General features: G+C 69.5%; 26 protein-coding genes. 7 read left to right on the forward strand and 19 right to left on the reverse strand.

What is annotated here, in order from left to right; genetic code table 11:
• Positions 1-49: 49 nt before the first annotated feature.
• From E4V99_RS03580 to E4V99_RS03620, 9 genes are all read right to left on the reverse strand, one after another.
• Positions 50-823 carry a GntR family transcriptional regulator gene (locus tag E4V99_RS03580; protein WP_135063419.1) on the reverse strand — a complete coding sequence of 258 codons (774 nt, stop codon included), beginning with the start codon at positions 821-823 and terminating at the stop codon, positions 50-52.
• Positions 823-1,752: a BadF/BadG/BcrA/BcrD ATPase family protein gene (locus tag E4V99_RS03585; protein WP_135116470.1), complete on the reverse strand. Its 930-nt coding sequence runs from the start codon at positions 1,750-1,752 to the stop codon at positions 823-825. The genes E4V99_RS03580 and E4V99_RS03585 overlap by 1 nt, the downstream gene beginning before the upstream one ends.
• Positions 1,749-2,567 carry a carbohydrate ABC transporter permease gene (locus E4V99_RS03590; protein ID WP_167747715.1) on the reverse strand — a complete coding sequence of 273 codons (819 nt, stop codon included), beginning with the start codon at positions 2,565-2,567 and terminating at the stop codon, positions 1,749-1,751. The genes E4V99_RS03585 and E4V99_RS03590 overlap by 4 nt, the downstream gene beginning before the upstream one ends.
• Complete coding sequence (locus E4V99_RS03595; protein WP_135116471.1) at positions 2,564-3,502, reverse strand: sugar ABC transporter permease; 939 nt, start codon at positions 3,500-3,502, stop codon at positions 2,564-2,566. The genes E4V99_RS03590 and E4V99_RS03595 overlap by 4 nt, the downstream gene beginning before the upstream one ends.
• On the reverse strand, positions 3,499-4,743 hold the full coding sequence (locus tag E4V99_RS03600; protein ID WP_135063411.1) for an extracellular solute-binding protein: 1,245 nt from the start codon (positions 4,741-4,743) through the stop codon (positions 3,499-3,501). Before E4V99_RS03600 ends, E4V99_RS03595 begins: the two co-directional genes overlap by 4 nt.
• Positions 4,744-4,857: 114 nt before the next feature.
• The gene (locus E4V99_RS18695) at positions 4,858-6,630 is read right to left on the reverse strand and encodes a sigma-70 family RNA polymerase sigma factor (RefSeq protein ID WP_167758068.1); all 1,773 of its coding nucleotides are present in this window, start codon (positions 6,628-6,630) and stop codon (positions 4,858-4,860) included.
• Positions 6,631-6,966: 336 nt separating this feature from the next.
• A complete protein-coding gene (locus E4V99_RS03610; protein ID WP_167758069.1) occupies positions 6,967-7,809 on the reverse strand; it encodes a DUF2690 domain-containing protein in 843 nt (280 codons plus the stop codon).
• A 332-nt stretch (positions 7,810-8,141) separates the two neighbouring features.
• On the reverse strand, positions 8,142-8,987 hold the full coding sequence (locus E4V99_RS03615) for a TIGR03620 family F420-dependent LLM class oxidoreductase (RefSeq protein ID WP_135116474.1): 846 nt from the start codon (positions 8,985-8,987) through the stop codon (positions 8,142-8,144).
• Positions 8,984-9,508, reverse strand: coding sequence for a YbhB/YbcL family Raf kinase inhibitor-like protein (locus tag E4V99_RS03620; protein ID WP_135116475.1), 525 nt, complete (start codon positions 9,506-9,508; stop codon positions 8,984-8,986). Before E4V99_RS03620 ends, E4V99_RS03615 begins: the two co-directional genes overlap by 4 nt.
• 61 nt (positions 9,509-9,569) lie before the next feature.
• On the opposite strand from E4V99_RS03620, the gene E4V99_RS03625 reads away from it, so the two are divergent.
• Positions 9,570-10,502 carry an aldo/keto reductase gene (locus E4V99_RS03625; RefSeq protein WP_135116476.1) on the forward strand — a complete coding sequence of 311 codons (933 nt, stop codon included), beginning with the start codon at positions 9,570-9,572 and terminating at the stop codon, positions 10,500-10,502.
• A gap of 3 nt (positions 10,503-10,505) precedes the next feature.
• On the opposite strand, the gene E4V99_RS03630 is transcribed toward E4V99_RS03625, so the two are convergent.
• The gene (locus E4V99_RS03630; RefSeq protein ID WP_135116477.1) at positions 10,506-11,786 is read right to left on the reverse strand and encodes an MFS transporter; all 1,281 of its coding nucleotides are present in this window, start codon (positions 11,784-11,786) and stop codon (positions 10,506-10,508) included.
• Positions 11,787-11,813: 27 nt separating this feature from the next.
• Positions 11,814-12,812 (reverse strand): magnesium/cobalt transporter CorA, encoded by a 999-nt coding sequence (corA, locus tag E4V99_RS03635; RefSeq protein ID WP_135116478.1) that lies wholly within the window; start codon positions 12,810-12,812, stop codon positions 11,814-11,816.
• 71 nt (positions 12,813-12,883) lie between these two features.
• On the opposite strand from corA, the gene E4V99_RS03640 reads away from it, so the two are divergent.
• The gene (locus tag E4V99_RS03640) at positions 12,884-13,867 is read left to right on the forward strand and encodes an LLM class F420-dependent oxidoreductase (protein WP_135116479.1); all 984 of its coding nucleotides are present in this window, start codon (positions 12,884-12,886) and stop codon (positions 13,865-13,867) included.
• A gap of 17 nt (positions 13,868-13,884) precedes the next feature.
• Here E4V99_RS03640 and E4V99_RS18405 read toward each other — a convergent pair whose 3' ends face one another.
• Positions 13,885-14,031 (reverse strand): hypothetical protein, encoded by a 147-nt coding sequence (locus tag E4V99_RS18405; RefSeq protein WP_167747714.1) that lies wholly within the window; start codon positions 14,029-14,031, stop codon positions 13,885-13,887.
• Between the two features lie 18 nt (positions 14,032-14,049).
• A complete protein-coding gene (locus E4V99_RS03645) occupies positions 14,050-15,249 on the reverse strand; it encodes an FAD-dependent oxidoreductase (RefSeq protein ID WP_135116480.1) in 1,200 nt (399 codons plus the stop codon).
• 160 nt (positions 15,250-15,409) lie between these two features.
• Here E4V99_RS03645 and E4V99_RS03650 point away from each other — a divergent pair, with 160 nt between their 5' ends.
• Together E4V99_RS03650 and E4V99_RS03655 are read left to right on the forward strand one after the other, a co-directional pair.
• Positions 15,410-16,393, forward strand: a complete 984-nt coding sequence (locus E4V99_RS03650; protein ID WP_135116481.1) for a TerC family protein — start codon at positions 15,410-15,412, stop codon at positions 16,391-16,393.
• Between the two features lie 7 nt (positions 16,394-16,400).
• Positions 16,401-17,204 (forward strand): endo alpha-1,4 polygalactosaminidase, encoded by an 804-nt coding sequence (locus E4V99_RS03655; RefSeq protein ID WP_135116482.1) that lies wholly within the window; start codon positions 16,401-16,403, stop codon positions 17,202-17,204.
• On the opposite strand, the gene E4V99_RS03660 is transcribed toward E4V99_RS03655, so the two are convergent.
• The 3 genes from E4V99_RS03660 to E4V99_RS03670 all read right to left on the reverse strand — a co-directional run bounded on the left by E4V99_RS03660 (position 17,201) and on the right by E4V99_RS03670 (position 19,029).
• Positions 17,201-17,578 (reverse strand): hypothetical protein, encoded by a 378-nt coding sequence (locus E4V99_RS03660; RefSeq protein WP_135116483.1) that lies wholly within the window; start codon positions 17,576-17,578, stop codon positions 17,201-17,203. The two genes, E4V99_RS03655 and E4V99_RS03660, sit on opposite strands and share 4 nt — an antisense overlap.
• Before the next feature lie 17 nt (positions 17,579-17,595).
• Entirely contained in the window at positions 17,596-18,264 is a 669-nt protein-coding gene (locus E4V99_RS03665; protein ID WP_167758070.1) for an SGNH/GDSL hydrolase family protein, read from the reverse strand.
• 402 nt (positions 18,265-18,666) lie between these two features.
• Positions 18,667-19,029, reverse strand: coding sequence for a hypothetical protein (locus E4V99_RS03670; RefSeq protein ID WP_135063385.1), 363 nt, complete (start codon positions 19,027-19,029; stop codon positions 18,667-18,669).
• Positions 19,030-19,243: 214 nt separating this feature from the next.
• Between E4V99_RS03670 and E4V99_RS03675 the strand changes: the two genes are divergently transcribed.
• Complete coding sequence (locus tag E4V99_RS03675) at positions 19,244-19,699, forward strand: MarR family transcriptional regulator (RefSeq protein ID WP_167747711.1); 456 nt, start codon at positions 19,244-19,246, stop codon at positions 19,697-19,699.
• On the opposite strand, the gene E4V99_RS03680 is transcribed toward E4V99_RS03675, so the two are convergent.
• Positions 19,696-20,019, reverse strand: coding sequence for an ATP-dependent DNA ligase (locus E4V99_RS03680; RefSeq protein WP_135063381.1), 324 nt, complete (start codon positions 20,017-20,019; stop codon positions 19,696-19,698). The genes E4V99_RS03675 and E4V99_RS03680 overlap by 4 nt on opposite strands.
• Positions 20,020-20,231: 212 nt before the next feature.
• Here E4V99_RS03680 and E4V99_RS03685 point away from each other — a divergent pair, with 212 nt between their 5' ends.
• Complete coding sequence (locus E4V99_RS03685) at positions 20,232-21,260, forward strand: glycoside hydrolase family 6 protein (protein WP_240742797.1); 1,029 nt, start codon at positions 20,232-20,234, stop codon at positions 21,258-21,260.
• A gap of 82 nt (positions 21,261-21,342) precedes the next feature.
• Positions 21,343-22,290 carry a response regulator transcription factor gene (locus E4V99_RS03690; RefSeq protein ID WP_135063379.1) on the forward strand — a complete coding sequence of 316 codons (948 nt, stop codon included), beginning with the start codon at positions 21,343-21,345 and terminating at the stop codon, positions 22,288-22,290.
• Positions 22,291-22,374: 84 nt separating this feature from the next.
• Here E4V99_RS03690 and E4V99_RS03695 read toward each other — a convergent pair whose 3' ends face one another.
• Positions 22,375-23,766 (reverse strand): glycosyltransferase family 2 protein, encoded by a 1,392-nt coding sequence (locus E4V99_RS03695; protein WP_135070768.1) that lies wholly within the window; start codon positions 23,764-23,766, stop codon positions 22,375-22,377.
• Between the two features lie 180 nt (positions 23,767-23,946).
• Positions 23,947-24,675, reverse strand: a complete 729-nt coding sequence (locus E4V99_RS03700; RefSeq protein ID WP_240742796.1) for a fructose 1,6-bisphosphatase — start codon at positions 24,673-24,675, stop codon at positions 23,947-23,949.
• Positions 24,676-24,825: the final 150 nt, after the last annotated feature.

Here is a 24,825-nt window from a genome sequence, read left to right on the forward strand (position 1 = left end):
TTCTGTTCCTTCCCACGCCGGGCGCGAAGTGCGCACCCGGCCGAACGACTCACGCACGGTTCGGTTGATGCATGAGATCGATCCCGATCTCATAGCGGTCGGCGCGATAGACCGAGCGGCCGACCTCGAACACCCGACCGTCGACGTCCGTACTGGTCATCTGCACGACCAGACACGGGTCCCGCACGGTCACCCCGAGCACCGCCGCATCCGCTTCGCCCGGCAGCGTGGCCGCCGCACGGCCGGTGGACGATGCCCTGACAAGGCCCCAGCGCTCGGCCAGCACCTCGTACAGCGACACGTTCTCCAGATCCACTTCGTCCAGCCCCGGGAACTGGTCCAGCGGGATGCTGACCCGCTCGACGCCGACGGGTCGCCCATCGAGGGCGCGAAGGCGGGTGACGGTCAGGACGGGAGCGCCCTCTGCGATCCCCAGGAGCCTGGCCGTCGACGGATCTGCGCCGTCGGCCGCGCTCTCCAGGAGCGTCGAACTCGGGTTACCGTTCGCCGCGCGTGCCGCGACCGTATAAGACGTGCCCCACTCCGGCGCGAGGCGGGGTGCCCGAGCGACGAAGGTGCCCCGCCCATGCTCGACCTCCAGCACGCCATCGATCGCCAGACGTTTGATCTCCGTGCGCACCGTCATGCGCGCGACTCCGAAGTGATCCGCAAGCTGCCGATCCGACGGCAGCGTCGCACCGGGGCCCAGCCGGACGGCGAGCGCCTCCAGGCGCTCCCTGATCTGATCGCCGCGGGGCCGGTCGGGCGCGAGCGCCGCCGGCAGATCCAGCTCCGAGATGTCCACACTGCGGTGACGTCCCATCAGTACCCTCCCCTGGACGCGGTGCGCCGATCGTCCCACGCGAAGGTGATACTCGAGGCATAAGGACCCGAGAGGATCTCCTCGATGCCCACGGCATCCGGGGGGAGCGGAGCGGACAGTCGCATGTCCTCGTCGGCGAAGCGAAGCGCAAGCCGCGTGCGCAGTGCAGGGGCCTCCCCGAAGCGCCCGGTCACTACGACGTCGCCTGCGCCGGCCGCGGTCACCGACATCCGCGCGGTGCGTATCAACTCGTCCACTGCGTCGTCGAGGATCGCACCGGCCTCCGCGTCGCCGTGGTCGGCCGCGTCGCAGACCTGCACGGCGAAACCGGCCAGCGTGGCGGGCCAACGTTCGTCGGCCACGACGGCGCGGGCGACGTAAGGGGTGAGCTCCCCCAGCATTTGTTCCACAGCGCGGCGCAGGGGCGAGTGCCGTGCTTCGTCGACCGCGCGGTACGCCGCGCGCAGAGCCCACCGCCCGACCTGGACCGCCGAGCCGCGGTCGCCGGCGAGCGGACCCCAGCCGTCGAAACGGCTCACGCCACCATCGGCCGTCCGCGCGACGGCTATCACTCCGGTGCCGACCGCGAGCACGACGCCGGGCGCGTTGAGGGCGCGCGCGTGGCTGAGGGTTCCGTCGTCGGTGAGCCCGATCACAGCCTCGGGGATCCTGACGCGCAGTTCGTGGAACAGCGACTCCACCTCCGGCGCGGACAACTCGCTGGTGGAGCCGATGAGAAGGTGCGTGGCCGACTCCGCCCCCGCTTCCGCGAGGAGCCTCCCGATCGTCTCGGCGATGATTCTGCCGTGATCGCCTTTCTCGGACGGCGATATCCCCTCTGCACTGTGTGTGCGGATCTGCCCGCTGCCGAGGGCGTGGAGTCGCGTCTGCGACTTGCCGATGTCCACGAAAGCACCGACGGAAGTCACTTCTCTATCCCCGCGGTGAGTCCGCTGACGATCTGTCGCATCGCCAGAGCGAAGAAGATCACGACGGGGGCGACCGCGATCACGATGGCGGCGTAGAGCATGCCGCGGTCGGCGGTGTACTCGCCGAAGAACGAGCTGACCCCCACGGGGATGGTGAAGTTCTCCTCACTGCGGATCAGCACCAGCGGCATGAAGAAGTCGTTCCAGATGGGACCGATACTCAGGACGACGGAGACGGCGATCGCCGGCTTCATGAGAGGAGTCATGACGCTGAAGAAGGTCCGGAAGTGCGAGGCGCCGTCGATGCGGGCCGCGTCGTCGAGCGACTCCGGCAGCTGTCGGTAGAACGTGGACAAGATCAGGACCATGAGCGGAGCGGCCTGGGCCGTGTAGACCAGCACGAGACCGGCCAGGTTGTCCACCAGGCGCCATTGATCGTACATCTGGGCGAGCGGGAGAATCCCGATCTTGAGCGGAACCATCAGGCCCAGCAGGAAAAGCGCTTGGATGGCTCCCGCGAATCGGAAGCGCCACCGTCCCAGCGCGTACGCGGCCGGGAGGAAGAGCACGAGAGCAAGCGCGAGCGACACCGCCGTCACGACGACGGAGTTGAGGAAGTACGTGCCGATCGCGCCCTGCTCCCACGCCCGCGCGTAGTTCCCGAGATACAGCGACGTCGGCAGCCCGGTCGGGTTCGCGACGATCTCGGAATTGGGACGCAGCGAGCCCACCAGCACCAGCACGTTCGGCAGGGCGGAGATCGCCGCCGCCACGGTGAGCACGATGTAGACGCCTACCCGGCTGCGGGTCTTCACAAGAATCTCCGTTCCAGTCGACGGAACATCCGTTGCGCGCCGATGGTGACCACCAGGATGAGCAGCAGCTGAATGAGCGAGAACGCGCCGGACAGTCCGAAGGCGTTCGGGGAGTTGCTGAACGACAGGCGGTAGAAGAGCGTGCCCATGACGTCAGCAGCGCCGCCGACCCCGCCCGTGCTTCCCCCGATCGCGAAGACCAGGTCGAAGAGGTTGAAGCAGCCGATGAGCGTGAGGATGGTGACGATCGACACCGACGGAATCAGTTGGGGCAGCTGCACCGACCAGGCGATCCGGAGCGACGAGGCTCCGTCCACGCGCGCCGCCTCGATCTGTTCCGAGGGAATGGCCGCCAACCCCGCACCGAAGATCAGCATCGTGACGCCGATCCACTGCCAGGCGTTGATGAGGATCAGCACGGGCATGACCAGAGCGGGGGTGCCGAGCCACGTGACCGGCTCGATACCGAAGACGCCGAGCAGCGAGTTCACGGCGCCGAAGCGCGGCGACAGGAGCATCGACCAGGCGTACCCGATCACCAGGGCACTCATCAGGTACGGCACGGAGATGATCGTCTGGAAGAAGTGCTTCCCGCGCAGACGGCCATTGAGAAGGAACGCCAAGACTAGCCCGACGCCGTTCTGGACGATCATCGTGCCGACGAAGAACACCGCGTTGTTGCCGACTGCTCGGAAGAACTGCGAGGCGTATGGCTCCAGCCCCATGAGCGTGAGGAAGTTACCGAAGCCGGCGAATTCCTGACGCGCCGTGCCCGTCCAGGTGAAGAAGCCGTTCGTCATCGCCGCGCCGACCGGGAACAGGAAGATGACCGCGTACAGGACGAGCGCGGGCCCAAGGAAGGCGAGGAGGACGGGGAACGAGGGAGAGCGCCGCGAAGTGCGGCGCCCTCCCCTGTTCAGACGAGCGATCGTCACTTATCTGCCTTGAACCACTGCTGGATCCCCGCCTGGACCTCTGCACCCACCTGGGACGGCTCGGACTCTCCGATGACCATCTTCTGGAGACCGGCGTACTCGAGCGACGTGCCCGAGGGAGTGCCGAAGTCGAAGTTGACATACGTGAGGTACGGCGTCGGGTGCTCCTCGAATGCGGTCGCCGCCTCTGCCAGGAGCGGGTCGGCGGGCGTGACTCCGTTGACGGCGGGGATGGCGAGAAGGTCGTCGGCGATCAACTGACCGAAGTCCTCCGATCCCACCCACTCCAGGAACTCGAGAGCGTTATCGCGCTTCTCGCCCTCCAGATTCGCAGCCATCCCGATTCCGCCGTCGAGGTAGCCCATCGCATAGGGCTCATCGCCGGTAACGGGCGGTGCGTTGAAGATGCCGAGCTCCACATCCGGCATGGCGTCCTTGAAGACTGCGAGCTCCCAGATTCCGCCCGGGTACAGGGCCGCCTCGCCGGCGATGAAGAGCGCATTGGCGTCCGCGTAGTTGATGCCCTCGAAGCCGCGCGGGAAGTACTTCGTCATGTCGACGAGCGTCTCGTTGGCAGCGGCGTACCGCTCGTCCTCGAACGTCGTGCTCCCTGCTCGCAGCTCTTCGGCGAACGCGGGCCCGTCGTAGGCAGCGGCCCCGAACAGGTCACGGTAGATGGGCAGGATCCACGACTCCAGGGCGCCGGCCGCCATCGGCGTGACGTCTTCCGCGAGCAACGCCTCGTTGAGAGCGATGAACTCGTCCCAGGTCGTGGGCTCGGACAGTCCGAGGGAATCGAGCAGCGTCTTGTTGTACAGGACGTTGGCCGTGACCGACTGGAAGGGGACGCCGTACACCTTGCCGTCGCTCTGGCTGCGGAGGCCATCCACCAGGTTCTCCGGGATGTTGGCCAGGCCCTCGAAGTCCTCCTCGAGTGCTGCCACGCCGCCGCCGGCCACGAGCGTGTCCAAGCCGCCGTACGAGCGGAGCATGACGATGTCGGGCCCCGTGCTGCCGGACAGACCGGTCTGGAGGATCTGGTTGTACTCGTCGGGCTTGTAGGACTTGTACTCGACGGTGAAGCCGTCCCCCTCGAACCCTTCGATGAGCTCGACCCATGGGGCCTCGTTACGCCATCCCCAGACCGTCAAGACCTCTTCGTCGGACTCGGCGCCGCCTGCACACCCGGCGAGCGCGCCCGCCATCGCAGCCACGGCCACGATTCCCAGAACTTTCTTCATTGCGTTCCTCACTACTCGCCCATGAGCGTTACAGGTCTAGTCCAGCTCGCCCTGAGCGTACGACAGGTCTAGTCCAGCGTCAATGACCGAAATGTGCGGAGTTCGGCCGACCCCTCAGCGGAGGTCGCTGAGCCGCAGACTGAGGAACCCGCCGGTGGCCTCGCCCGCGACATACCGCAGGTCGACGTGCACATCCAGGAGCAGCTGCAGCAACGTCGGGCGCACCACGAGCGAACCCGATCCCGCCGCATCCAGCGTCGCCGTCGCCCGGACGTCGCCGTTCGTCAACGCCTGCACGGTCGCGCCGGGGGCCCCGCTGAGCTGGATGCGCACCTCCGTGACGGTGCGCACCAGCACCGTGTGCGCGTCCACGACCGCGGGCGTACCCTCCGGCAGCACGGGACCCGGGTCGGGTGTCGGTGTCGGGGTCGGGGTCGGCGTCGGCGTCGGCGTCGGCGTCGGGGTAGGGGTCGGGTTAGGTGTGGGCGTCGACTCTGGAGTGGGCGTCGGGGTCGGCGTGGGCGTGGGCTCCGCGCTCGGCGTGGGCGTGGGCTCCGCGCTCGGCGTAGGACGCGGGGTCGCCGACGGCGCCGGGGTTCCGCTGCGGACGGGGTCGGGCGACGCCGGAGCGGGAGGCGTCGTCACCGTCAACTGCGCCGGATCGCTGGCGCGCGGGGTGCTCGAGGCAGCCGGGGTGGGGAACGCCGGGAGCGACACCGTCGCCGTCGGGGTGACCGCCGACGGGGACGGCGACGGGGGCGGGGAGCCGACTGGCGTGGGTGGCGGCGCGGTCGGCATCTCGGTCACCGCGACGACGGGATCGCCCGGTACGCGCTCCGTGCCCTGCGCCGCCGTGAACGACACTGCCGCCACCACAGCCGCACCCGCGGCGAGCAGGGCGACGGTGGCGCCGACGCCCCCGGCCGCGGCCGTGCCGGCTGCCGCACCGCCGGCGACCGCACCGCCGGCGACCGAGGCACCGGCCACCGTCATCGCGTGCGCGGCGCCCACCGCACCGGCTGTGCCGCCGGCACCGGATGCGGCGGAGCCGCTGATCACCGCCGACGGCATCGCCGCGACGGCCACCGCCGCGCCGGCGCCTTCGCGCAGCGCCGTGAGCGTGGCCAATGCCGCCCCGGATCCCACGATGACCGGCAGCAGGACCATCGCGAGCCGCCCCGACACCTGCCGCGCCTCCGAGGCCACGGCGGAGCATCGCGTGCAGCCGGGCAGGTGGTTCCGCACACGACGGAGATCGCGACTGGAGAGGTTCCCCCGGGAGTAGGCACCCAGGTGGTCGACGACCCAGTGACACTCGTCGTTGTCGTCGATGGCCCGCAGGTGCGCCTGAATCCACGCCTCCCGCAGCCCCTCGCGGGCCCGGAACGCCAGTTGCGCCACGGCGACCGGCTTGATGCCCAGCAGCGGCGCGACATCGGCGGGCTTGAGCCGCTCGACCTCGGTGTACCAGAGCACCTCCTGCCACCGCGACGGCAGAGCCTGGAAGGCGTCGCTGGTCAGCGAGCGGTCGAGGGTGGCGTCGGAGGCGTGCGCCTCGGCATCCGGGTCTGCGACCTCGGCGACCTCGTCGGTGGAGGCATCCACCCGCGGTGCGCGGCCCCAATCTGCGGCCGTGTTGCGGATGCTGGTGAACAGGTACGCACGGAACGACCCGGTCGGGCCGCCTCCGCGGCGCACCGAGTGGTAGATGCGCGAGAAGGCCTCCTGAACGAGGTCGTCGGCCTCGAAACGCTGAGTGACCGAGCGTGCGACGGTGATCCCGGACCGATGGTGTCGTCGCCAGAGTTCGGCGAAGGCCTCCGGATCGTCCGCCCGCGATCGGTCGAGCAGTTCGGCGTCCGACGGCTCCGGGCCGTCCTTTTCCACGGCAGCACTGTTCTGCGCCATCTCTCCCCCCAACGCATGTTCCCCCTGAACATGCGAGATTTCGCGCCACGAGCACAGCAGCCGTCATTCCCCAACGGCGCCTGCTCGCGGGGCAACATTACGCCTCGCGAAGCGGCGACGGAAGAATTTCGCAGAACCGCGTAATAGAACGTGCCTTCCTGCGTCTCATCAGTGAAGGACACAGCGCCCCTGCCTGGGGGTGGGGGCTAGGGTCTGCGACGCCTTACTTGGGGGCTGCTTCGGTGGCGGGGCGTCGACGCGGGGCCCGAGCCCTCTTCCGGAGGAGCGTTCGGGCCCCGCCACTTCCTTCTGCCCTCACACGCACAGCGGGTCGCCCAGATGGATACGCGTGCCGTCGATGGTGAGGCTTCCCTCGGCGCACAGCAGCGTGTCGGGGCTCGGGCGCACGACGAGCGCCGTATAGGCGCGCTGCACGTCGTGCTCGGTCGCTTCCTGACGCTCGGGGCCGCGCGGGGCGGTCTCCGGATAGATCGCGATCGTGACGGTGTTGCCCATCGCAAGGCCGTCGTAGCGGGTGATGCGGCCCCATCCGGCCTGGCACTTGTCCGACCAGACGACCTCGAGCAGCGAGCTGTCGGCACGTGTGGCGCCCGAGACCACCCGCGCGTCATGGAGGCACTCCGTGAGGGCCGGATCCTCACCGGAGACCACCTCGATCTGCGGAGCGCCGTTGGCCGCGTCCGCGGCCTGCGCCGACAGGATCTGCGTCGCCACGACGGCGGCCGTCGCGCCGCTCACGGCCGCCCCGATGAGAAAGGCCGCAGCCATGAGCCAGCCGGCGGTACGGCGCGGGATGGACGGCGCCCGCTCCGGGCCGGCAGCCGCGAGCTCCTCCCCCGCGACCTCGACTGAGGGGCTATCGGCCGGGGCGGCGGCGCGGCGAGCCTGCGCGAGCGCGTCGCGCCGGTCGATCCATGCGGCGGGGTCGCCCCCGCACGCCCGTGCGATGCCGTCGACCGTGCGGGTGGACGGCAGTTGACGACCGGAGAAGGCCTCCGACAGGACGGTGCGCGATATGCCCGTCTCATGCTGCAGCCGTGCGAGCGTCGGACTTCCCGCGGCCAGCCGCAGTTTGCGCAGGTCGGCCACGAACTGGGCGACTGAATCGGCGTCGCCCGTCACCTCGGCATCTGACATGACCCTCCCCCGAGGTTCGCAGTTGCGTCTTTGATGTATACCACCCGGGGCATGGGCAAGTCCATGCGCACGCATCGGAGATCGGGGCGGGTTCCGGTGTGTTCGGGATTTCCGGATGCGTCCGGATCGGGCTCATCCGCGCCCCCGGTGCTTCCTGGGCCGGGTTCAATGGAATCGGCATCAGCACCGCGCGTCACTCTCGACCGCGGCGCAGCCACGTCGACGGGACACCGGGGGGTTCCCGTCGTACGGTCACGTTTTCCGTGGCCGGAGCGCCCGCCGTCCTGTGGGGAGGCGGGCGCTCTTGCGTGCCGTGTGAAGCGAGCCCCGGACTACGCCGCGAAGGCGGCCGCGATCTCCGCCAGCGCGCGGGGAGCGTCCTCGCCGGGCTGCACCTGCACGCACACGTGGTCGGCCCCCGCGTCGAGGTGCGCGCGCACCGCCCGCACCAGGTCGGTCGCCTCGCCGTGCACCACGATGCGGTCGATCAGCTCGTCGCTGCCCTCGCCCGCGACATCCGCCTCGCTGAAGCCGGCTCGCAGCATGTTGCCGCTGTAGTTGCTCAGCTGCAGGTACCGCCGCAGGAACGCGCGCGCCGCCCGGCGGGCCGCGTCGACGTCCGCGTCGAGGACGACGGTCTGCTCAGGCGCGACGAGCTTGCCCGGCCCGAGCGCTTCCCGGGCCTCTGCCGTCTGGCTCGGCACCGTGAGGTACGGATGCGTGCCACCGCTGCGCTCGGCGGCGAGCGCCAGCATCCGAGGGCCCAGCGCCGACAGCACGCGGTCCTCCAGCGGTACGCCTCGTTCATCCAGCACGTCGAGGTAGTCGGCCATCGCCTGCAGCGGCTTGGTACGGTGCGGTGTCGCCTCGCGGTGGCCCGAGCCGATGCCCAGCACCAGCCGGCCCGGGTGCCGCGCGACGATGCGGTGGTACGCGTCGGCGAGCTCGGCGGCCTCGTCGCGCCAGATGTTCACGATCCCGGTGGCCACGACCACCGACTCGGTGCCGTCCAGCACCTCTTCGGCGCCCGTGAGGTCGGCGGCGGGGGAACCGCCCAGCCACACCGTGCCGTAGCCGAGGCGCTCGGCCTCACGGGCGAAGGGCACGTCGACGTCGCTCACACGCGCCCACACACCCAGCTGCCCGAGGCGCGCGGTCCACGCGGATGCCGCGCTCATCGCTGGTACGTCCCGTGCAGGATGGCCCGGCCGAGGGTCGCGAACGCCAGGCGGAACGACACCACCGCGGGCGTCGCGTCGGGAGTCACGCCCAGGGATTCCTCCCCCACGGCGTGCACGACGAAGAAGTAGCGGTGCACCTGGTCGCCCTCCGGCGGCGCCGCGCCGGAGTAGCCGGCCTTCCCGCCGTCGTTGCGCACGTGGAAGGCACCGCCGGGAAGCGGAGCATCCGCCGCCCCCGCCGGCAGCTCGGTGACGGAGGCGGGGAGGTCGACCAGGGCCCAGTGCCAGTAGCCGCTCGGGGTCGGAGCATCCGGGTCGAAGCACGTCACGACGAACGACTTGGTGCCCTCGGGCGCACCCGACCAGCGCAGATGGGGCGACGTGTTGCCGGAGTCGGCGACCTGCGCGGGGTCCAGGGGCCGGCCGTCTATGACGTCGTCGCTCTCGAGGGAGAAGGCCGCCACCGCCGGGAGCAGCGGATACGGATCGGGGGCCTGGGGGCGCGTGAGGTCGGTCATACCCCGAACCTATCGAGAGGGACGCTGGGCGGCGGCGGGGTTGCGCGGCTACCGTGAAGCCATGAGAACCGTGCTCCTCGGACCCACCGATACCCTCGTGCCCAACGTCGTGGCCGGGATGATGCGCATCACCGACAAGACCGACGACGAGATCCGCGCCCTCGTGTCGGCGGCGCGGGAGGCGGGCATCGACTTCTTCGACCACGCCGACATCTACGGCGACGAGCCGCACCAGTGCGAGCGGCGGTTCGCCGAGGCACTCCGTCTCTCCCCCGCCGAGCGGGCCGAGATCACGATCCAGACCAAGGCGGGCATCGTCAAGGACGGTCCGTACTTCGACTTCTCCTACGAGCACCTCGTGCGCGCGGTCGAAGGTTCACTGAGGGCGCTGCGCACCGACTACATCGACATCCTGCTGCTGCACCGCCCCGATGCGCTGGTGGAGCCCGAGGAAGTGGCCCGCGCGTTCGACGACCTCGAGGTGGCCGGGAAGGTGCGCAACTTCGGGGTCTCCAACCACACGCCGCGGCAGATCGACCTGCTGCGCACCGCGGTCCGCCAGCCGCTCGTGGCCAACCAGCTGCAGCTGTCGATCCCGCACTCCCCGATCGTCGCCCAGGGCCTGGCGGCCAACATGGACATCGACCAGTCCGTCACGCGCGACGCCGGCGGCATCCTGGACTACTGCCGCGTGCACAGCATCACCGTGCAGGCGTGGTCGCCCTTCCAGGCGGGGTTCTTCACCGGGGTGTTCCTCGGCGCGCCCGAGTACGCCGAGCTGAACGCGGTCATCGACGAGCTCGCCGCGAAATACGACGTGCCGCCGATCGCCATCGCGACCGCGTGGATCACCCGCCACCCCGCCGGCATGCAGGTCGTCCTCGGCACGACCACGCCCGAGCGGGTGACCGGTGCCGCCCTGGGGTCGGACATCCGGCTCACCCGCCCCGAGTGGTACGCCCTCACACGCGCCGCGGGGCACCGCATCCCGTAGCGGTCAGGCCGCGTCGGCCGGCACGTGCTCGGGCGCCGGGCCACGAGCCGCACGCATCGCGGCCCGCCCCGAGGGCAGCGCCATCGCGACGATCATGACGACGACGGTAAGCGCACCAGCGATCACGAGCACCGCCTGGATGCTGATGACGTCGGCGAACGGACCGAACACGACGGTGCCGAGCGGTGTCACCAGCGCCATGACGATGCCGATGTAGCTGAACACGCGCCCGTGCGTGTCGGGGGTGACGACCTCCTGGATGAGCGTCATGAACGGCGCCGAGAACCACGGGACGACCAGGCCGAACAGGAACATGAAGGCGTAGAAGACCCACAGGTTCGGCGAGAGCCCGAGGCCGACCGTGAAGACCGCGAACCCGAACGTCGACACGAGGATGAGCCCGAGACGACTGCGCTTGGCGAGCACGCTGGCCACGAGCGCGCCGCCCAGGAGCATCCCGACACCGAACGCGATCTCCAGGGCCGCGAGCATCCACGGTTCGTCGCCGAACGAGCGGACGATGAGCAGAGGCGTGAGGAAACTGGGGGCGACGGTGAGGAGCGAGATGATCGCGAACACCAGCAGCAGCCACCGCACGACGCCGTGGCCCCAGATGTAGCGGATCCCGTCCACCAGGTCGGCGCGATAGCTCGTCGCACCCCCCTCCATCCGCTCGAGCGAGGGAACCCGCACGAGGGCGAGGAAGCCGATGCCGATGACGGCGGTCACGACGTCCAGGAAGAACGTCGGCACGATGCCCCACACGGCGAACACGCCCGCCGCGACGGCGGGGGCCAGCAGCGCCATCGCCGACTGGATGGTGCCGAACATGCCGTTGATGCGCATGAGCTGATCCGGCGGCGTGATCTGCGGGATCATCGCCTGCACGGCGGGGGTCTGGAACCCGGCGCCCACCGAACGGATGCCGACGGCGAGCAGGAGGATCCACAGGTCGGTCATCCCGAGCAGCATGATGATCGCGAGCGTCAGCGTGGTGGCGGCGATGACGGCGTCGGCGGTCATCACCAGCACGCGGCGGTTCATGCGGTCGGCGAGGGTGCCGCCGAAGATCGACACGATGCCCTGCGGACCGAACGCGGCGAGCGCGTACAGCGCGAGCGCGAAGCCCGAACCGGTCTCCAGCGTCACGTACCACATGACCGCGTACTGGACGATCATGGACCCGAACAGCGACAGCGTCTGGCCCGTGAGGAAGAGCGTCACGTTGGATTTCCACCGTTCGGGCACGGCGGGGGCGTCGGCGGCGTTGATGGGCTCGGTCATGGCGGATCCAGGGTGGGTAGGGTCAGGTCAGAGCCACTGCTTGCGGCGGAAGACCGCCCACAGCGCGACCGACGTCCCCGCCATCAGCGCGAGGGCGGCGGGGTAGCCCCACACCCAGTCGAGTTCGGGCATGTAGGTGAAGTTCATGCCGTAGATCGTGCCCACCAGCGTCGGGCCGAACAGGATCGCCGCCCACGCCGAGATGCGCTTGACCTGCTCGTTCTGGGCGAGCGCGGTCTCGGTCTGCCGCTGCGTCTCCAGCGTCGCGTTGACCGTCAGGGCGTTCTCCAGGATCGCGCGGAGGGAGGCGAGCTTGTCGGTGATGCGGAGGGCGTGATCCAGCACGTCGCGCAGCGACCGCTGCAGTTCGATGTCGACGCCGTACTTGTCCGCTCCGCGCAGGAGGGAATCCAGCATCCCGCGCAGCGGCTCGGTGGCGCGCTGGAAGAGGATGACCTCGCGTGAGAGGTCGTAGATGCGGCGTGACAGCCCCGCACCGCTCTCGGAGAACAGCTGGTCCTCGATCTCGTCGACATCGTTCTGGAGCCCCGCGGTGACGGGCGCGTACTCGTCGACGACCTCGTCCATGATCGCGTACAGCACGGCCTCCGGGCCGGTGGCGAGCAGATCGGGCTGGGCCTCCATGCGCTTGCGCACGCGCGCGAGGTCGGGCACGTCGGCATGGCGCACCGTCACGACGAAATCCGGGCCCACGAAGACGTGCAGCTCGCCGAACTGCACCGACTCGGTCGCATCGTCGTAGTGGGCGGGGCGGAGCACGGCGAAGAGGATGTCGCCGTAGCGCTCCAGCTTCGCGCGCTGATGCCCCGACAGGGCGTCTTCGACGGCGAGGGGATGCAGCGAGAACTCCGCCGCGACCTGCTCGAGCTCCTCACGGCTGGGCCGCGCGAGCCCGATCCAGGCCATGCCGTGGTTCTCGCGCATGTACTCGAAGGTCTGCTCCAGGCTCGCCGGATTCTGGATGCGGCGGCCGGCGACGTACACGCCGTTGTCGATGAGAGGCATCCGATCAGTCTGGACCACGGCCGCCCGTCAAGCCCCCATTGCTGCCGACGGCGGATCCGTATCGTGCAGCCATGACACGTTTCGGATACACGCTTATGACCGAGCAGAGCGGACCGCGGGAGCTGGTCGACTACGCCGTCAAGGCCGAGGCGGCCGGATTCGACTTCCTCGTCTCCAGCGACCACTACTCACCGTGGCTGATGTCGCAGGGTCACGCGCCCTACGCGTGGAGCGTCCTGGGCGCCGTCGCCTACGCGACCACCGACGTCGGGCTGATGACCTACGTGACGTGCCCCACGATGCGGTACCACCCCGCCGTCGTCGCGCAGAAGGCGGCGACGCTGCAGCTGCTGTCCGAAGGCCGCTTCATCCTCGGCGTGGGCTCGGGCGAGAACCTCAACGAGCACGTCGTGGGCGAGGGATGGCCCGCCGTGTCGGTGCGCCAGGACATGCTCGTCGAAGCCCTCGAGATCATCCGCGAGCTGCACAGCGGCGACCTCATCACCTACGAGGGCGACTACTTCCGCGTCGACTCCGCGCGCATCTGGGACTGCCCCGAGGGCGGTGTGCCCATCGGCGTGGCCGTCTCCGGCGACAAGTCCATCGACAGCTTCACCGACCTCGCCGAGCACATGATCGCCGTCGAGCCCGACGCCGAACTGGTCGAGAAGTGGAACTCGGTGTCGCCGCTGGGCGGGTCGGAGTCGGGTGAGTCGCGCAAGATCGGCCAGATCCCGATCAGCTGGGACCCCGACCGCGACACCGCGATCGCCCGCGCACACGACCAGTTCCGCTGGTTCGGGGGCGGCTGGGCCGTCAACGCCGATCTGCCGACGCCGGCGGGCTTCTCCGCCGCATCCCAGTTCGTGCGTCCCGAAGACGTCGCCGAGTCGATCGCGAGCGGTCCCGACCTCGACGAGCTCGCCGAGAGCGTGCGACCGTACGTGGACGCCGGCTTCACCGACATCGCGATCGTGCAGGTCGGCGACGAGCAGCAGGACCGCTTCGTCAGCGAGGTCGCCGAGCCGCTCCTGGAGAAGCTGCGCGCGTTGTGATCAATGCGCTCTGACCGTCAGCGCCCGAAGGTGAGGAAGGCGGCGATCACGAGCACGATCGTGCCGAGCGCGATGATCGAGACCCCGACGATGAGCCACACCGGCTGACGGTACGGCGAACGGACGGGAACCCGGGAGCGAGATTTTCCCCTGCGGCTTGGCATAGCTCAGAAGGTACTAGATCAGGCGCGCCCTTTGAGGATCATGTGCCAGTACACCCACGGGAGCACGCGACGGTCCGCGATCCACGACAGCCGCCGCTCGCGGAACAGGGTCCGCCAGAACGGGACGCTGGGGGCGAGCCGTCCGGTGCGGTCGAACTCCGCGAACACGACCGTGCGCCGGCTGACCGTGTAGGGGCACACCGAGTAGCCGTCGAAGCGCGCCCGCGGCTCCTGTCCGCGCGAGACGGCGAGAAGATTGCGCACGAGCACGGTGGCCTGGCGCCGCAGCGCGCCGCCGGAGCGGTAGGAGGCGGTGTCGGCGGCATCGCCCAGGCCCCACACGTCGGGGTGGTCCCGGTGCTGCAGCGTCTCGGGATGAACGCGCAGCCAACCGCCCTCCGACGCCGGGGCGGCCAGCCCGGTGGCGGCGAGCCAGTCGGGGGCGCTCTGCGGCGGGGCGGCGTGCAGGACGTCGTAGGAGAGGGTCTCGGTGACATCGCCCCGGCCGATCGTGACCATGCGCGCCGACGGGTTCACCGACAGCAGGTGCATGCCGTAGTGCACCTCGATGCCGTACTCATCGATCTTGCGTTGCAGCTCGGCGTCGATGGCGGGGATCCCGTGCGGGGTCGCCTCGGGCGTGACGAGGACGACGCGGATGCGGTCGAGCACGCCGACCGCGCGCCACCACGCGCACGCCAGGTACATCGGCTTCTGCGCGGCGCCGGGGCACGTGGTGGTGTCCGCGGCCTGCACGAACACGACGGTGCCCCCACGCAGATCCCGCAGCAGCGGCGAGGCCTTCGCGGCGAGCGCGAGGTCGTAGTTCGACACGCCGGCCGGCGTCCGCATGGCCTCGGCCAGGCCCGGCACGGCGGTCCAGTTCATCTGGATGCCGGGGCACACCACGAGCTGGTCGTAGGCGACTGTCGCCCCTGAGGCCAGGACGACCTCGCGCGCCTCGGGCCGGATGTCCACCGCGGCATCCCGGATCCACTGCACGCCGCGCGGTGTCACCTGCCCTTGCGGCCGCACCGCGTCCTCGGCGAGCGCGGCACCGCCGGCGATGTGCGACTGCAGCGGCGCGAACACGTGCATCTCCCGCGGTTCGATGACCACGACCTCACGGATGCCGGAGCGCTTCAGCCGCCCCGCCACCGAGAGTCCGGCGTTGCCGCCGCCGATCACGACGACCCGGGTATCCGACATAGGCGCCATGCTAGACGTCAGGTACTCTCTACGGACAGCAAGGGGAGTACTCCCACCAGCGGCGGACCCGTCAATACGGACTCGAGGCAGCGTCCCGGCCCGCCGGCCCGGTTCCACCGGGATGGAGGAGACCTTGGCGTTCGGCAACGCCTACCTCTCTGGAGACCCCATGCATGTCACCCCCCTGGTCTGGGGCATCACCCTGGCCGTCACGGTCGCGTTCTTCGTCTACGAGTTCTTCGCGCACGTCCGCAAGGCGCATGAGCCGAGCATCGGGGAATCGGCGCGCTGGTCGGCGTTCTACATCGGCCTCGCCCTCCTCTTCGGCCTCGTCATCGGCCTGGTGTGGGGGTGGGACTTCGGCGGCGAGTACTACGCCGGCTACCTCACCGAGAAGGCGCTGTCGATCGACAACCTCTTCGTGTTCCTCATCGTCATGACCGGCTTCGCGGTACCGCGGATCTACCAGCAGAAGGTGCTGATGATCGGCATCGTCATCGCCCTCATCCTCCGCGGTGGCTTCATCGCCATCGGCGCGGCGCTCATCGAGAACCTGTCGTGGATCTTCTACGTCTTCGGCGCACTGCTGCTGTTCCTGGCCTACCGGCAGGCGTTCGCGCACGGCGACGGGAACCCGGCCGACGGGCGGATCATGCGCTTCGTCCGGCGCCACCTCCCCGTCACCGACGAGTACGACCACGACCGGCTGACGGTCGTCAGAGACGGACGGCGCTTCGTCACCCCGATGCTGCTGACCATCATCACGATCGGGTTCGTCGACCTCATCTTCGCCGTCGACTCCATCCCCGCCATCTACGGCCTCACCGAGCAGGCCTACATCGTCTTCACCGCCAACGCGTTCGCGCTCATGGGGCTGCGCCAGCTGTACTTCCTCATCGGCGGCCTGCTGGAGCGCCTCATCTACCTCTCCCAGGGGCTCGCGGTCATCCTGGGCTTCATCGGCGTCAAGCTCGTGCTCCACGCCCTGCACGTCAACGAGCTGCCCTTCATCAACGGCGGCCGGGGCGTGGAGTGGGCGCCGGAGATCCCCATCTGGTTCTCGCTGCTGTTCATCGGCGCGACGATCCTGGTGGCGACGGTCGCGAGCCTCCTGCGCACGCGCACCCTCCGCCGCGAGGACGCCCAGCCATGATGGGTCGATGAGAGCGTCGTTCTGGCGGGCGGCGGCCGTGCCGGCCGTCGCCCTGCTCGTCGCCGGATGCAGCGCGCCCGGCTCCCCCGCGCCGGCTCCTCCCCCCGCGGGCGCCGCGTTCGACTACCAGCTCGGCGGGGCGTACCCGCCGCCCGGCGGCGTGGAGGTAGTCGTGCGCGACCGGTCGGCGGCCCCGCTGGAGGGCGGATACTCGATCTGCTACGTCAACGGCTTCCAGACGCAACCGGGAGAGGCGGACGAGTGGCCGGTCGACGCGCTGCTCCGGCGCGAGGACGCACCCGTCGTCGACCCGCAGTGGCCGGATGAGATCCTGCTGGATGTCTCGACGCCGGAACGCAGAGCGGAGATCGCGGCCGTCGTGACACCGTGGATCCAGGAGTGCGCCGACGCCGGGTTCGACGCGGTCGAGTTCGACAATCTCGACACGTTCGCCCGCTCCGGCGGCGCCCTCACCGTCGACGACAACGTCGCACTGGCCGCTGAGCTGGTCGCCGCCGCCCACCGGGCGGGGCTGGCGGCGGCGCAGAAGAACGCCGCCGAACACGCCGAACGGTTCTCCCACGATGCCGGCTTCGATTTCGCCATCACGGAGGAGTGCGCGGCCTTCCAGGAGTGCGACGCGTACGAAGCCGTCTACGGGCCGCACGTGCTCGACATCGAGTACACCGATGCGCTTCCCCGTCGCTTCGATGAGGTATGCGCCGACCCCGCGGTGCCCCAGTCGGTCGTGCTGCGCGATCGGGGGCTGGTGTCTCCCTCCGACCCGGGCTACTTCTTCGAAAGCTGCTAGCGCGTCGACCACCATGCCCACGCGACGAGCGCGGGCTGGAAGAACAGGCGGATGAAGCGCTTCCGGTCGGTGTCGAGCCCGAACGCCGACCGGCGCTTGCGCCACTGCTCGATGTTGCCGGGGAAGACGGCGAGGAAGAAGGCGGCGAGGGCGGCGCCGATCGTGCGGCGCTCGCGCGGCAGGGCGATCAGGGCCGCCCCGAATGCCATCTCGACGACCCCCGAGGCCAGCACGACGTCGTCCTTGTCCAGCGGCACGACCTCCGCGGCCCAGTCGGGCACCTGTGCCTGGAAGTCGCGCCGGGCCCAGAACAGATGGCTCAGGCCCGCGAACAGCATCGCGCCCCCCAGCATCCAGCGGGCGAATGCGCGCATGCGGTCTCCTCCGTGGTTCATTCCAGGACGTGGGCCCGGATGGCCTCGCCCAGCAGTCGTGCGCCGTCGACGGTGGGATGGACGCCATCCCATGTCAGGCCTTCGCGATACGTGTCGTCGGAAGTACGCAGCGCCGCGGCGGCGTCGGCGAACTCCCACCCGCGCTCGGCGGCGAGTTGCCGCAGGTCCTCGTTGTAGGAGTCGACCGCGTCGGCGGCGAAGTCGATGGGCGGCACACCGACGAGCACGACCCGATCCACGCCGGCGGTCTCGGCGATCCGGACGAGGTGACGCTCGGTGTCACGCAGGTCGACGCCCAGGGCCACGTCGTTCGTCCCGCCGAGGATGACGAGCACGTCGGCGTCGTAGGGGCGCACGTTCTCCGCCATCGCCTCGGTGAGGGCGCCCGAGACCGCCCACCCACCGGCGAAGACCACCCGGTCATCCAGCGCCCACGGCAGCCACGACAGCTCGCCGAAGTCGCCGCCGGAGAAGTCCGCACTGTCGCCCTCGCTGATCGAGTCCCCCACCACGGCCATGCGCACGGCGCCTTCCGCGGCGGGCGGCGGTGCGGCGGCGCGGGGGGACGGAGGCGCGGAGGTCCCCGCCGCAGGAGCGCACGCCGGGGCGAGCGCGAGGAGGGCCAGAGCCACCGCTATGCCCAGCGCAGATGAGAGGATCCTCACCCGCGGCCTCTCGCGGCTGCGCGGGCGGCGGGGCAGGATGATCGCCGAGTCGCTTCGCAGCGACGGGCGCGATGCGTGGCCGTCGGCCGACTGCCCCGACCGGCCGACGTCCACCGCACCGCTCACATCACACGGGAATGCCCGGGATTCGCGGGCGGCGGCTCGTCGTCGTCGGTCGCGGTGACCCACTCCCGCTGGCGTGCGGTGCTGTACTGCAGTGGGGGGCGGTGCGGAATCTCCACGGGCCGCCGCCACGGCTCTTGCGAGGAGTACATGGGATGCTCCGTATTTCTGCTTCTTCGCGTACCCCACCATCCCTCGACCATCGCCCCCGATCGATGGGCTTGACAGCGACGTCTCGGGCTCCCCCAAGAAGCCCGTCCCGTCCCCACCGGGGCCGCGTCAGGCGGCCCGCGCCCCGACGGGGACGCGGGCCGGCGGCGTCGAAACCTCGTCGTTCACCGGCACCGGCATGTTGAGGTCGACGGAGAGGCCGCCGGAGGAGTTGGCGGCGTTGGCCAGGTCTTTCAGGAAAGCAGGGTTGAGCATCTCGGGCTCGGCGCTGGAGAAGACGAATCGCAGGGGGATCGACGGGTGCAGCCAGATGGTCGAGCGCCCACCGGGGATGTCCTCGGGGTGCCGCCAGGAGAGCGTGAAGCTCTCGCCGCGGCGGAGCTTGGTCGCGGTGACGACCTTGACGTGGGCGAGCAGCCGGTCTGGCATCTCGATGGGCTGGGTTGCGTTGCCGTAGAACAGTTGTCCCATGATGCGGTGCGGTCCCCTCTGCCGGTCAGACGATTCAATGTCAGACGATTGATTTATTACTCAGCACGTTACTAGGCAAACTAGCAATCAGGCAACTGGATGAGGAACGTCTCATGTTTATCGGCGTTGAGAAAGCTCACCTGGTGAGTAATCACCCTCCCTAACTACAATGGGAGCTTCACCGTTCCCAGCTCCGCCCGACGGAAGGATGCAGGTGACCACCACGGACACCGGCGACGCGATCGCCGAGGCCGTACGGGCCGTCGAACGACTCCGGCAATCGGAGTCGCGACTGGCCCGCCGCCGCCAGAATGCGTGCGGCCCCAGCGAGAACGCGCGAGCCGCCATGCGCTACATCCTCGAATGCACCGACGAGGGCGAATCGGTCACCCCCACGGGGATCGCGCAGCACCTCGGCGTCTCCACCGCATCCGTCACGGGGATGCTCGACCGCCTTCACGCCGGCGGTCTCGTCGCCTTCACGTCGAACCCGACGGATCGGCGCAGCAAGTACGTCGTCCCCTTCGACCGCGACATCGACCTCACCGACGTCGATCCGCTCAGCGCCCGCATCCGGGAGTTCGCCGGCGAATTGTCCCCCGCCGAAGCCGAGCACGTCGCGCAGTTCCTCGACCGCGTGCGGGAGGCCGTCGACCAGGAGTGCGCTTAGGCGCGCTCGGGCATCACCGGCGAATCGGGGTCCGGCTCGGGGATGATCGTCAGTCCGTTCGGACCGTTCGCCTCGCGCATGAGGTCGTCGACCCAGCGGCGGTTCAGCACGGGCGCGCGACTGCCGTAGAAGTGGAAGACCACCGGGATCGAGGGATGGATCCACGAGCTGCGGGTGCCGCTGCCGTCGCCGGCGGTGTGGTGGAACATGAAGGGCTCACCCCGGCGGAGCTTGTTCATGAAGATCACCCGGAGGTGGGCGAGCGCACGATCCTCGATATCGAACGAGTATCCGAGCCCGGTGTAAATCAGTTTTCCCACGTTCCGAGCGTACCCAACGGCGGCGCCTAACCATTCCCGCGGGCTTATCCACAGAGGGGGGACCCTGTCCCCCGAACGGGGGACACGCTCTGTATACTCGTGGAAGCGACCCGGCACCGGTCGCGAAGCCCCTGCCGGCGTGGATCTTTCATCCGCCGTCGGGGGCTTTTCCTGTCGGGCGCGCGGCCGGCCACTCGGCTAGAGTCCAAGTGATGATGAGACCGACCTCGCCACCGGCGAACCGTCGGCGTCTCCGGCGGATCCTCCTCGTGGGCGGGTCCTCCCTCGCCGTCGCGGGTCTCATCGCCGCCATCGTCCTCGTCGCCACTCACACGCAGGCCTTCTTCCAGATGCTCTCCGCCCGTCCACCTGCCGTCGACACGGTCATCGTGGTGCCGGACGAGTCCAAAGCCGCCCACGCGATCGCCGAGGGTGAGCCGACCACCGCGGCGGAGATCGCCGCGACGGAGTATCTCGCCGCCCAGCCCACCGCGTACTGGCTCACCCCCGAGCTCGAGCCCGCCGACGAGGTGTGGGACCGCATCGCGCACCTGGCCGCAGAGGCGCGCGAGCAGGACGCTGCTCTCGCCGTGGTCGTCTACGGGCTGCCCGGTCGCGACTGCGGCAACCACTCCGCCGGCGGGCTGGATGAACAGGCCTACGCCGCGTGGACGCAGCGGATCGGCGAGGCACTGCGCAATGCGCGCGACGTGCAGAAGATCGTGGTCCTGGAGCCGGACAGCCTCGCGCTCGCCCCCGAGTGCGGCAACGTCGCCGACCGCGGACGACAGCTGGCCGGCGCCGTGGACGCGATGACCGGCGTCGACACGTGGATCTACCTCGACGGAGGCCACTCCAGCTGGCTTCCCGCCGAGCAGATGGCCGACCTCATCCGCGGCGTGGGCGTCCTCGACCGCGTACGGGGCTTTGCGACCAACGTGTCCAACTACCAGACGACCTCGGCGGAATTCACCTACGCCCACGAACTGTCGGGGCTGCTGGGAGGCGCTCACGCGATCATCGACACGTCCCGCAACGGCGACGGACCCGGCGGAGCGGAGTGGTGCAACCCTCCCGGGCGGCTCGTCGGCGAGCCCGGCGGCACCTACGGCGACGGCGTCGTGGACACGAATCTGTGGATCAAACCGCCGGGTGAAAGTGACGGCGAGTGCAACGGCGGACCGGCCGCGGGGGCGTGGTGGCCGCGCGCGGCGGTCGAGCTCACCCGCGAGGTGCGATGAGGTCGCCGCGCACAACGCATCGTTCGAAGTGTGCGAGGATGGCGCACGACCCAGCGGTGGATCGAGTGAGGCGAAAACAAGGATGAGCGACTCCGCGGACGCGCACAAGACCGCCGTGATCGTCGAGGACGATCCCGACATCCGGCACCTCCTGGTCGAGGTGCTCGAGTCGGCCGGCTTCTCCACCGTCTCGGTGGGAAACGGCATCGATGGAGTGCGGGCCGTCATCGCCTACCAGCCGCTCATCACGACGCTGGATGTCAACATGCCGGGCATCGACGGGTTCGAAGCGGCCCGCCGCATCCGCGCCCAGTCCGACACCTACATCATCATGCTCACCGGGCTCGAGGACGAGGCCGACGTCGTGCTGGGTCTGGGCGCCGGCGCCGACGAGTACGTCGTGAAGCCGTTCCGTCCTCGCGAGCTCCGCGCCCGCATCGAAGCGCTGCTGCGCCGACCGCGCAGCGGAGCGGTCAGCGCGCCGCGCCAAGGCCCCGTCGGGCCCTCGTTCCCGGGAGCGCGCCCGGCCACGCAGAGCGTCCCCGTCGTGCGGCCGGAGGAGTACGCTCCCGCCGCAGCGGCGACGCAGGAGGCGCCGGTCATCGTCCCCGCGACGCAGGGTCCGGAGCCGCAGGCCGCCCCCGGCACCGACCTCGCGCCGCGCGCGGTCGGCGAGGTGGCCCCCGCGCCGGCGAACTGGCTCGTGCACCGCGACCTGCAGCTCGACCCCGACAGCCGGATCGTGCTGCTGGGCGGACGCGAACTCGAGCTCACCCGCACGGAGTTCGACCTGCTCGCCACCCTCCTCGAGTCCAAGCGACGCGTGCGCAGCAAGGCGGATCTGACCCTCGTGCTGCGCGGGGAGTCCTACGTCACGAGCTACTTCGTCGGCGAGGCCGACAAGCGCGCGATCGAAGCGCATATGACGAACCTGCGGCGCAAGCTCGGCGACAACCCGACGACCCCGCGGTACATCGAGACCGTGCGCGGCGTGGGCTACCGGCTCACGTCGGAGCTCGTCGCCCCGTAGCTGCACCGCGCCACGGCGCGATGCACGGATGCTCCGGCCCTCCCCAGGACCGGAGCATCCGTCTTTCCGACGCGTTCGGGCGCGTCAGACCTTGTATCCGTGGTGGCGACGGATGAGCTTTCCGAACATGAGCAGGGTCTGCAGGACGGTGACGACACCGACGATGGGCCACCCGATCCACAGGATCGAGGACTGCGTGACCGGGCCCACGAGGTTCCAGATGACGGCCATCGCGACGGCGACGGCCAGCAGCACGAGAAAGGGCGCCCAGTGCCCGAGCCCGCCACCCTTCTCGGCCTTGGCCTGCATCGCCCAGTTGTCGACCTGCTTGCGGGAGAGGAAGCGGGTCCACGAGCGGACGAAGTGGCTGATGCGGATCCACATGAAGATCTCCGCCGGGATGAACGTCGCGGCGAACAGGAGGTCGCGGCCGTTGCAGTTCTGCATCGTGCGGGCGATGCGCACGTTCAGGAGGATGGCGATCACGGGGGGCACGAGCCACAACGGGGAGAAGATGAACGCGTCGATCGAGAGCGAGCCGGCCAGCAGCGTGAAGAACGCCACGCGCACGAAGAGGTTCGTCAGCATGCCGAAGTTCTCGAACCAGCGCAGCCGCAGGTTGGGGTGGAACGGCTGGCCCTTCGTGTCGCCGCGCTGGCCCGGCCACATGAGCTCGATGGCGCCGTAGGTCCACTTCACCTGCTGTGCGTCGTACGCCGACAGGGTCGTCATCCCGCCCACGTCCGCGCGGGCGTAGGGGCTGATCTTGGTGAGGTAGCCGGCGCTCTTGATCTGCAGCGACAGCAGGGAGTCCTCCACCTCGGAGTCGCGCACCCACGGCGTGCTCTGGTGGTTCTGCTTCATCGCGTCGCGCAGGGCGTTGGTGGCGAAGATGGAGAACTGCCCTCCGAGCACGGCCATGTTGCGCCCGCGCAGGAGGTTCTGCAGATTGAAGGCGGCGAACTGCGTGCGCTGACCGGCGGTGAGGAACTTCGCGATGAGGCCCTTCATGGGCCGGTCATCGATGGAGTAGATGGCGGAGATGCCGCCGATGCGGGAGTCGGAGACCGCTTCGGTCTCCAGGTACTCGACGGCCTTGGTGTCGGCGATGGTGTCGCCGTCCACGCCCAGGAGGTAGTCGTAGCCCTCCACGAGCGAGTAGCCGTAGTTGAGCGCGCCGACCTTCTTGTCGGGGTTCTTTCCGATGTCGTGCACGAAGACCTCGGTGAACTGCTCGCCCAGGTCGGTGACGATCTCGTGGGGGCCGCTGTACTCGGAGGCGATCTTGACGGTGTTGTCCGAGGTGTTGTTGACCACGACGTGGATCACGTCGGGCACGCGCGTCTGGCTCAGCAGACCCTCGATCACCGCGGCGATCGAGTCCTCCTCGTTGTACGCGGGGATGATGCATCCGATGGTCGAACGGTGACCGGTGCTGTTCTCCAGGACAGAGGAGAAGTCGTCGGCGAGGTCCATCTCCGTGCCGGGACGCACCGGCTCGGCCGCATACGACGGGGCGTATGCGACGGGTGCGAGGTTCGTACGCGGTGCGTTCACGGTCCCCAGATTGGCGCACGTGCCGCGAGGTACCCCGCACGCGGCGACAGGGCAACCGCAAGATTCCCTCAAGACCGCCTGGATTCCGACCGAGCAGGCTCAGCCCGCGGCTCCGCCGGGGTGGATGGCGATCGGCAGGTACTGGTAGACCGACTGCTGCGCGAAGGACGTGTCGGTGTCGGCGGCGCCTTCCACCCACACGTTCATCGCGAACTCCAGCGTGATGCCGTAGGTGTCCTGGGGCAGCTGGTGGATCGTCGTCTCCGGCACGTGCAGCCCGCCCTGGAACGTGTTCAGCAGCAGCCCGCGGTCGGAGCGGATGGTGTCCTGCGGGACGAGCGTGCGCGGGTCCGCGCTGAAGCGGAACGGCGACTGCACCTGGCCGGAGGTCTGCGCGGTGCTGGAGGAGATGGAGATGCTGGAGATGTAGACGCGGCGCTTCTCGGCCAGCACGGCCTTCTCGTCGACGCGGTGGTCGACGACGTTCACGGCGAAACCGAACGTCTTGGGCGCCTCAGGCGTCCACTCCTGGGTGCGGCGGGAGTCCACCGCCCACACGTCCAGGACGAGTTCGAGCTCGTCGGCGATCTCGCTGGTCAACGACACGGAGCCGTTGTAGGTGAACATCGAGTCGAAGGCGATCGCCGACGAGGTGGGTTCCGGCGACGGAACCGTCGTCGGCGCGACGACCCGGGGCGCCGGGTTTCCGGAGAGCGTGTTGAAGGCGTCGACCACCTGCGTGCAACCGGTGAGCGCTGCCCCGGCCAGGACGAGAGTGACTGCGATCGCGGCAGCACGGAGAGAGGGACGGATCGGTCGAGTGTTCACTGCATGCTCCTGAGGACGGACCGCGCGACAGCGGGTACGGGCGGGTGACCACCGCGCTGCGCAGTGCAGGCCTCAGGGGGAATCTGCCGGTCGGCGGACCCGAAACGGGCGGCCGGCGGAGCAGAGACAGGATGGCGCCTAGGAGAATAC

Source organism: Microbacterium sp. dk485, from assembly GCF_004570445.1.
GTDB lineage: Bacteria > Actinomycetota > Actinomycetes > Actinomycetales > Microbacteriaceae > Microbacterium > Microbacterium wangchenii.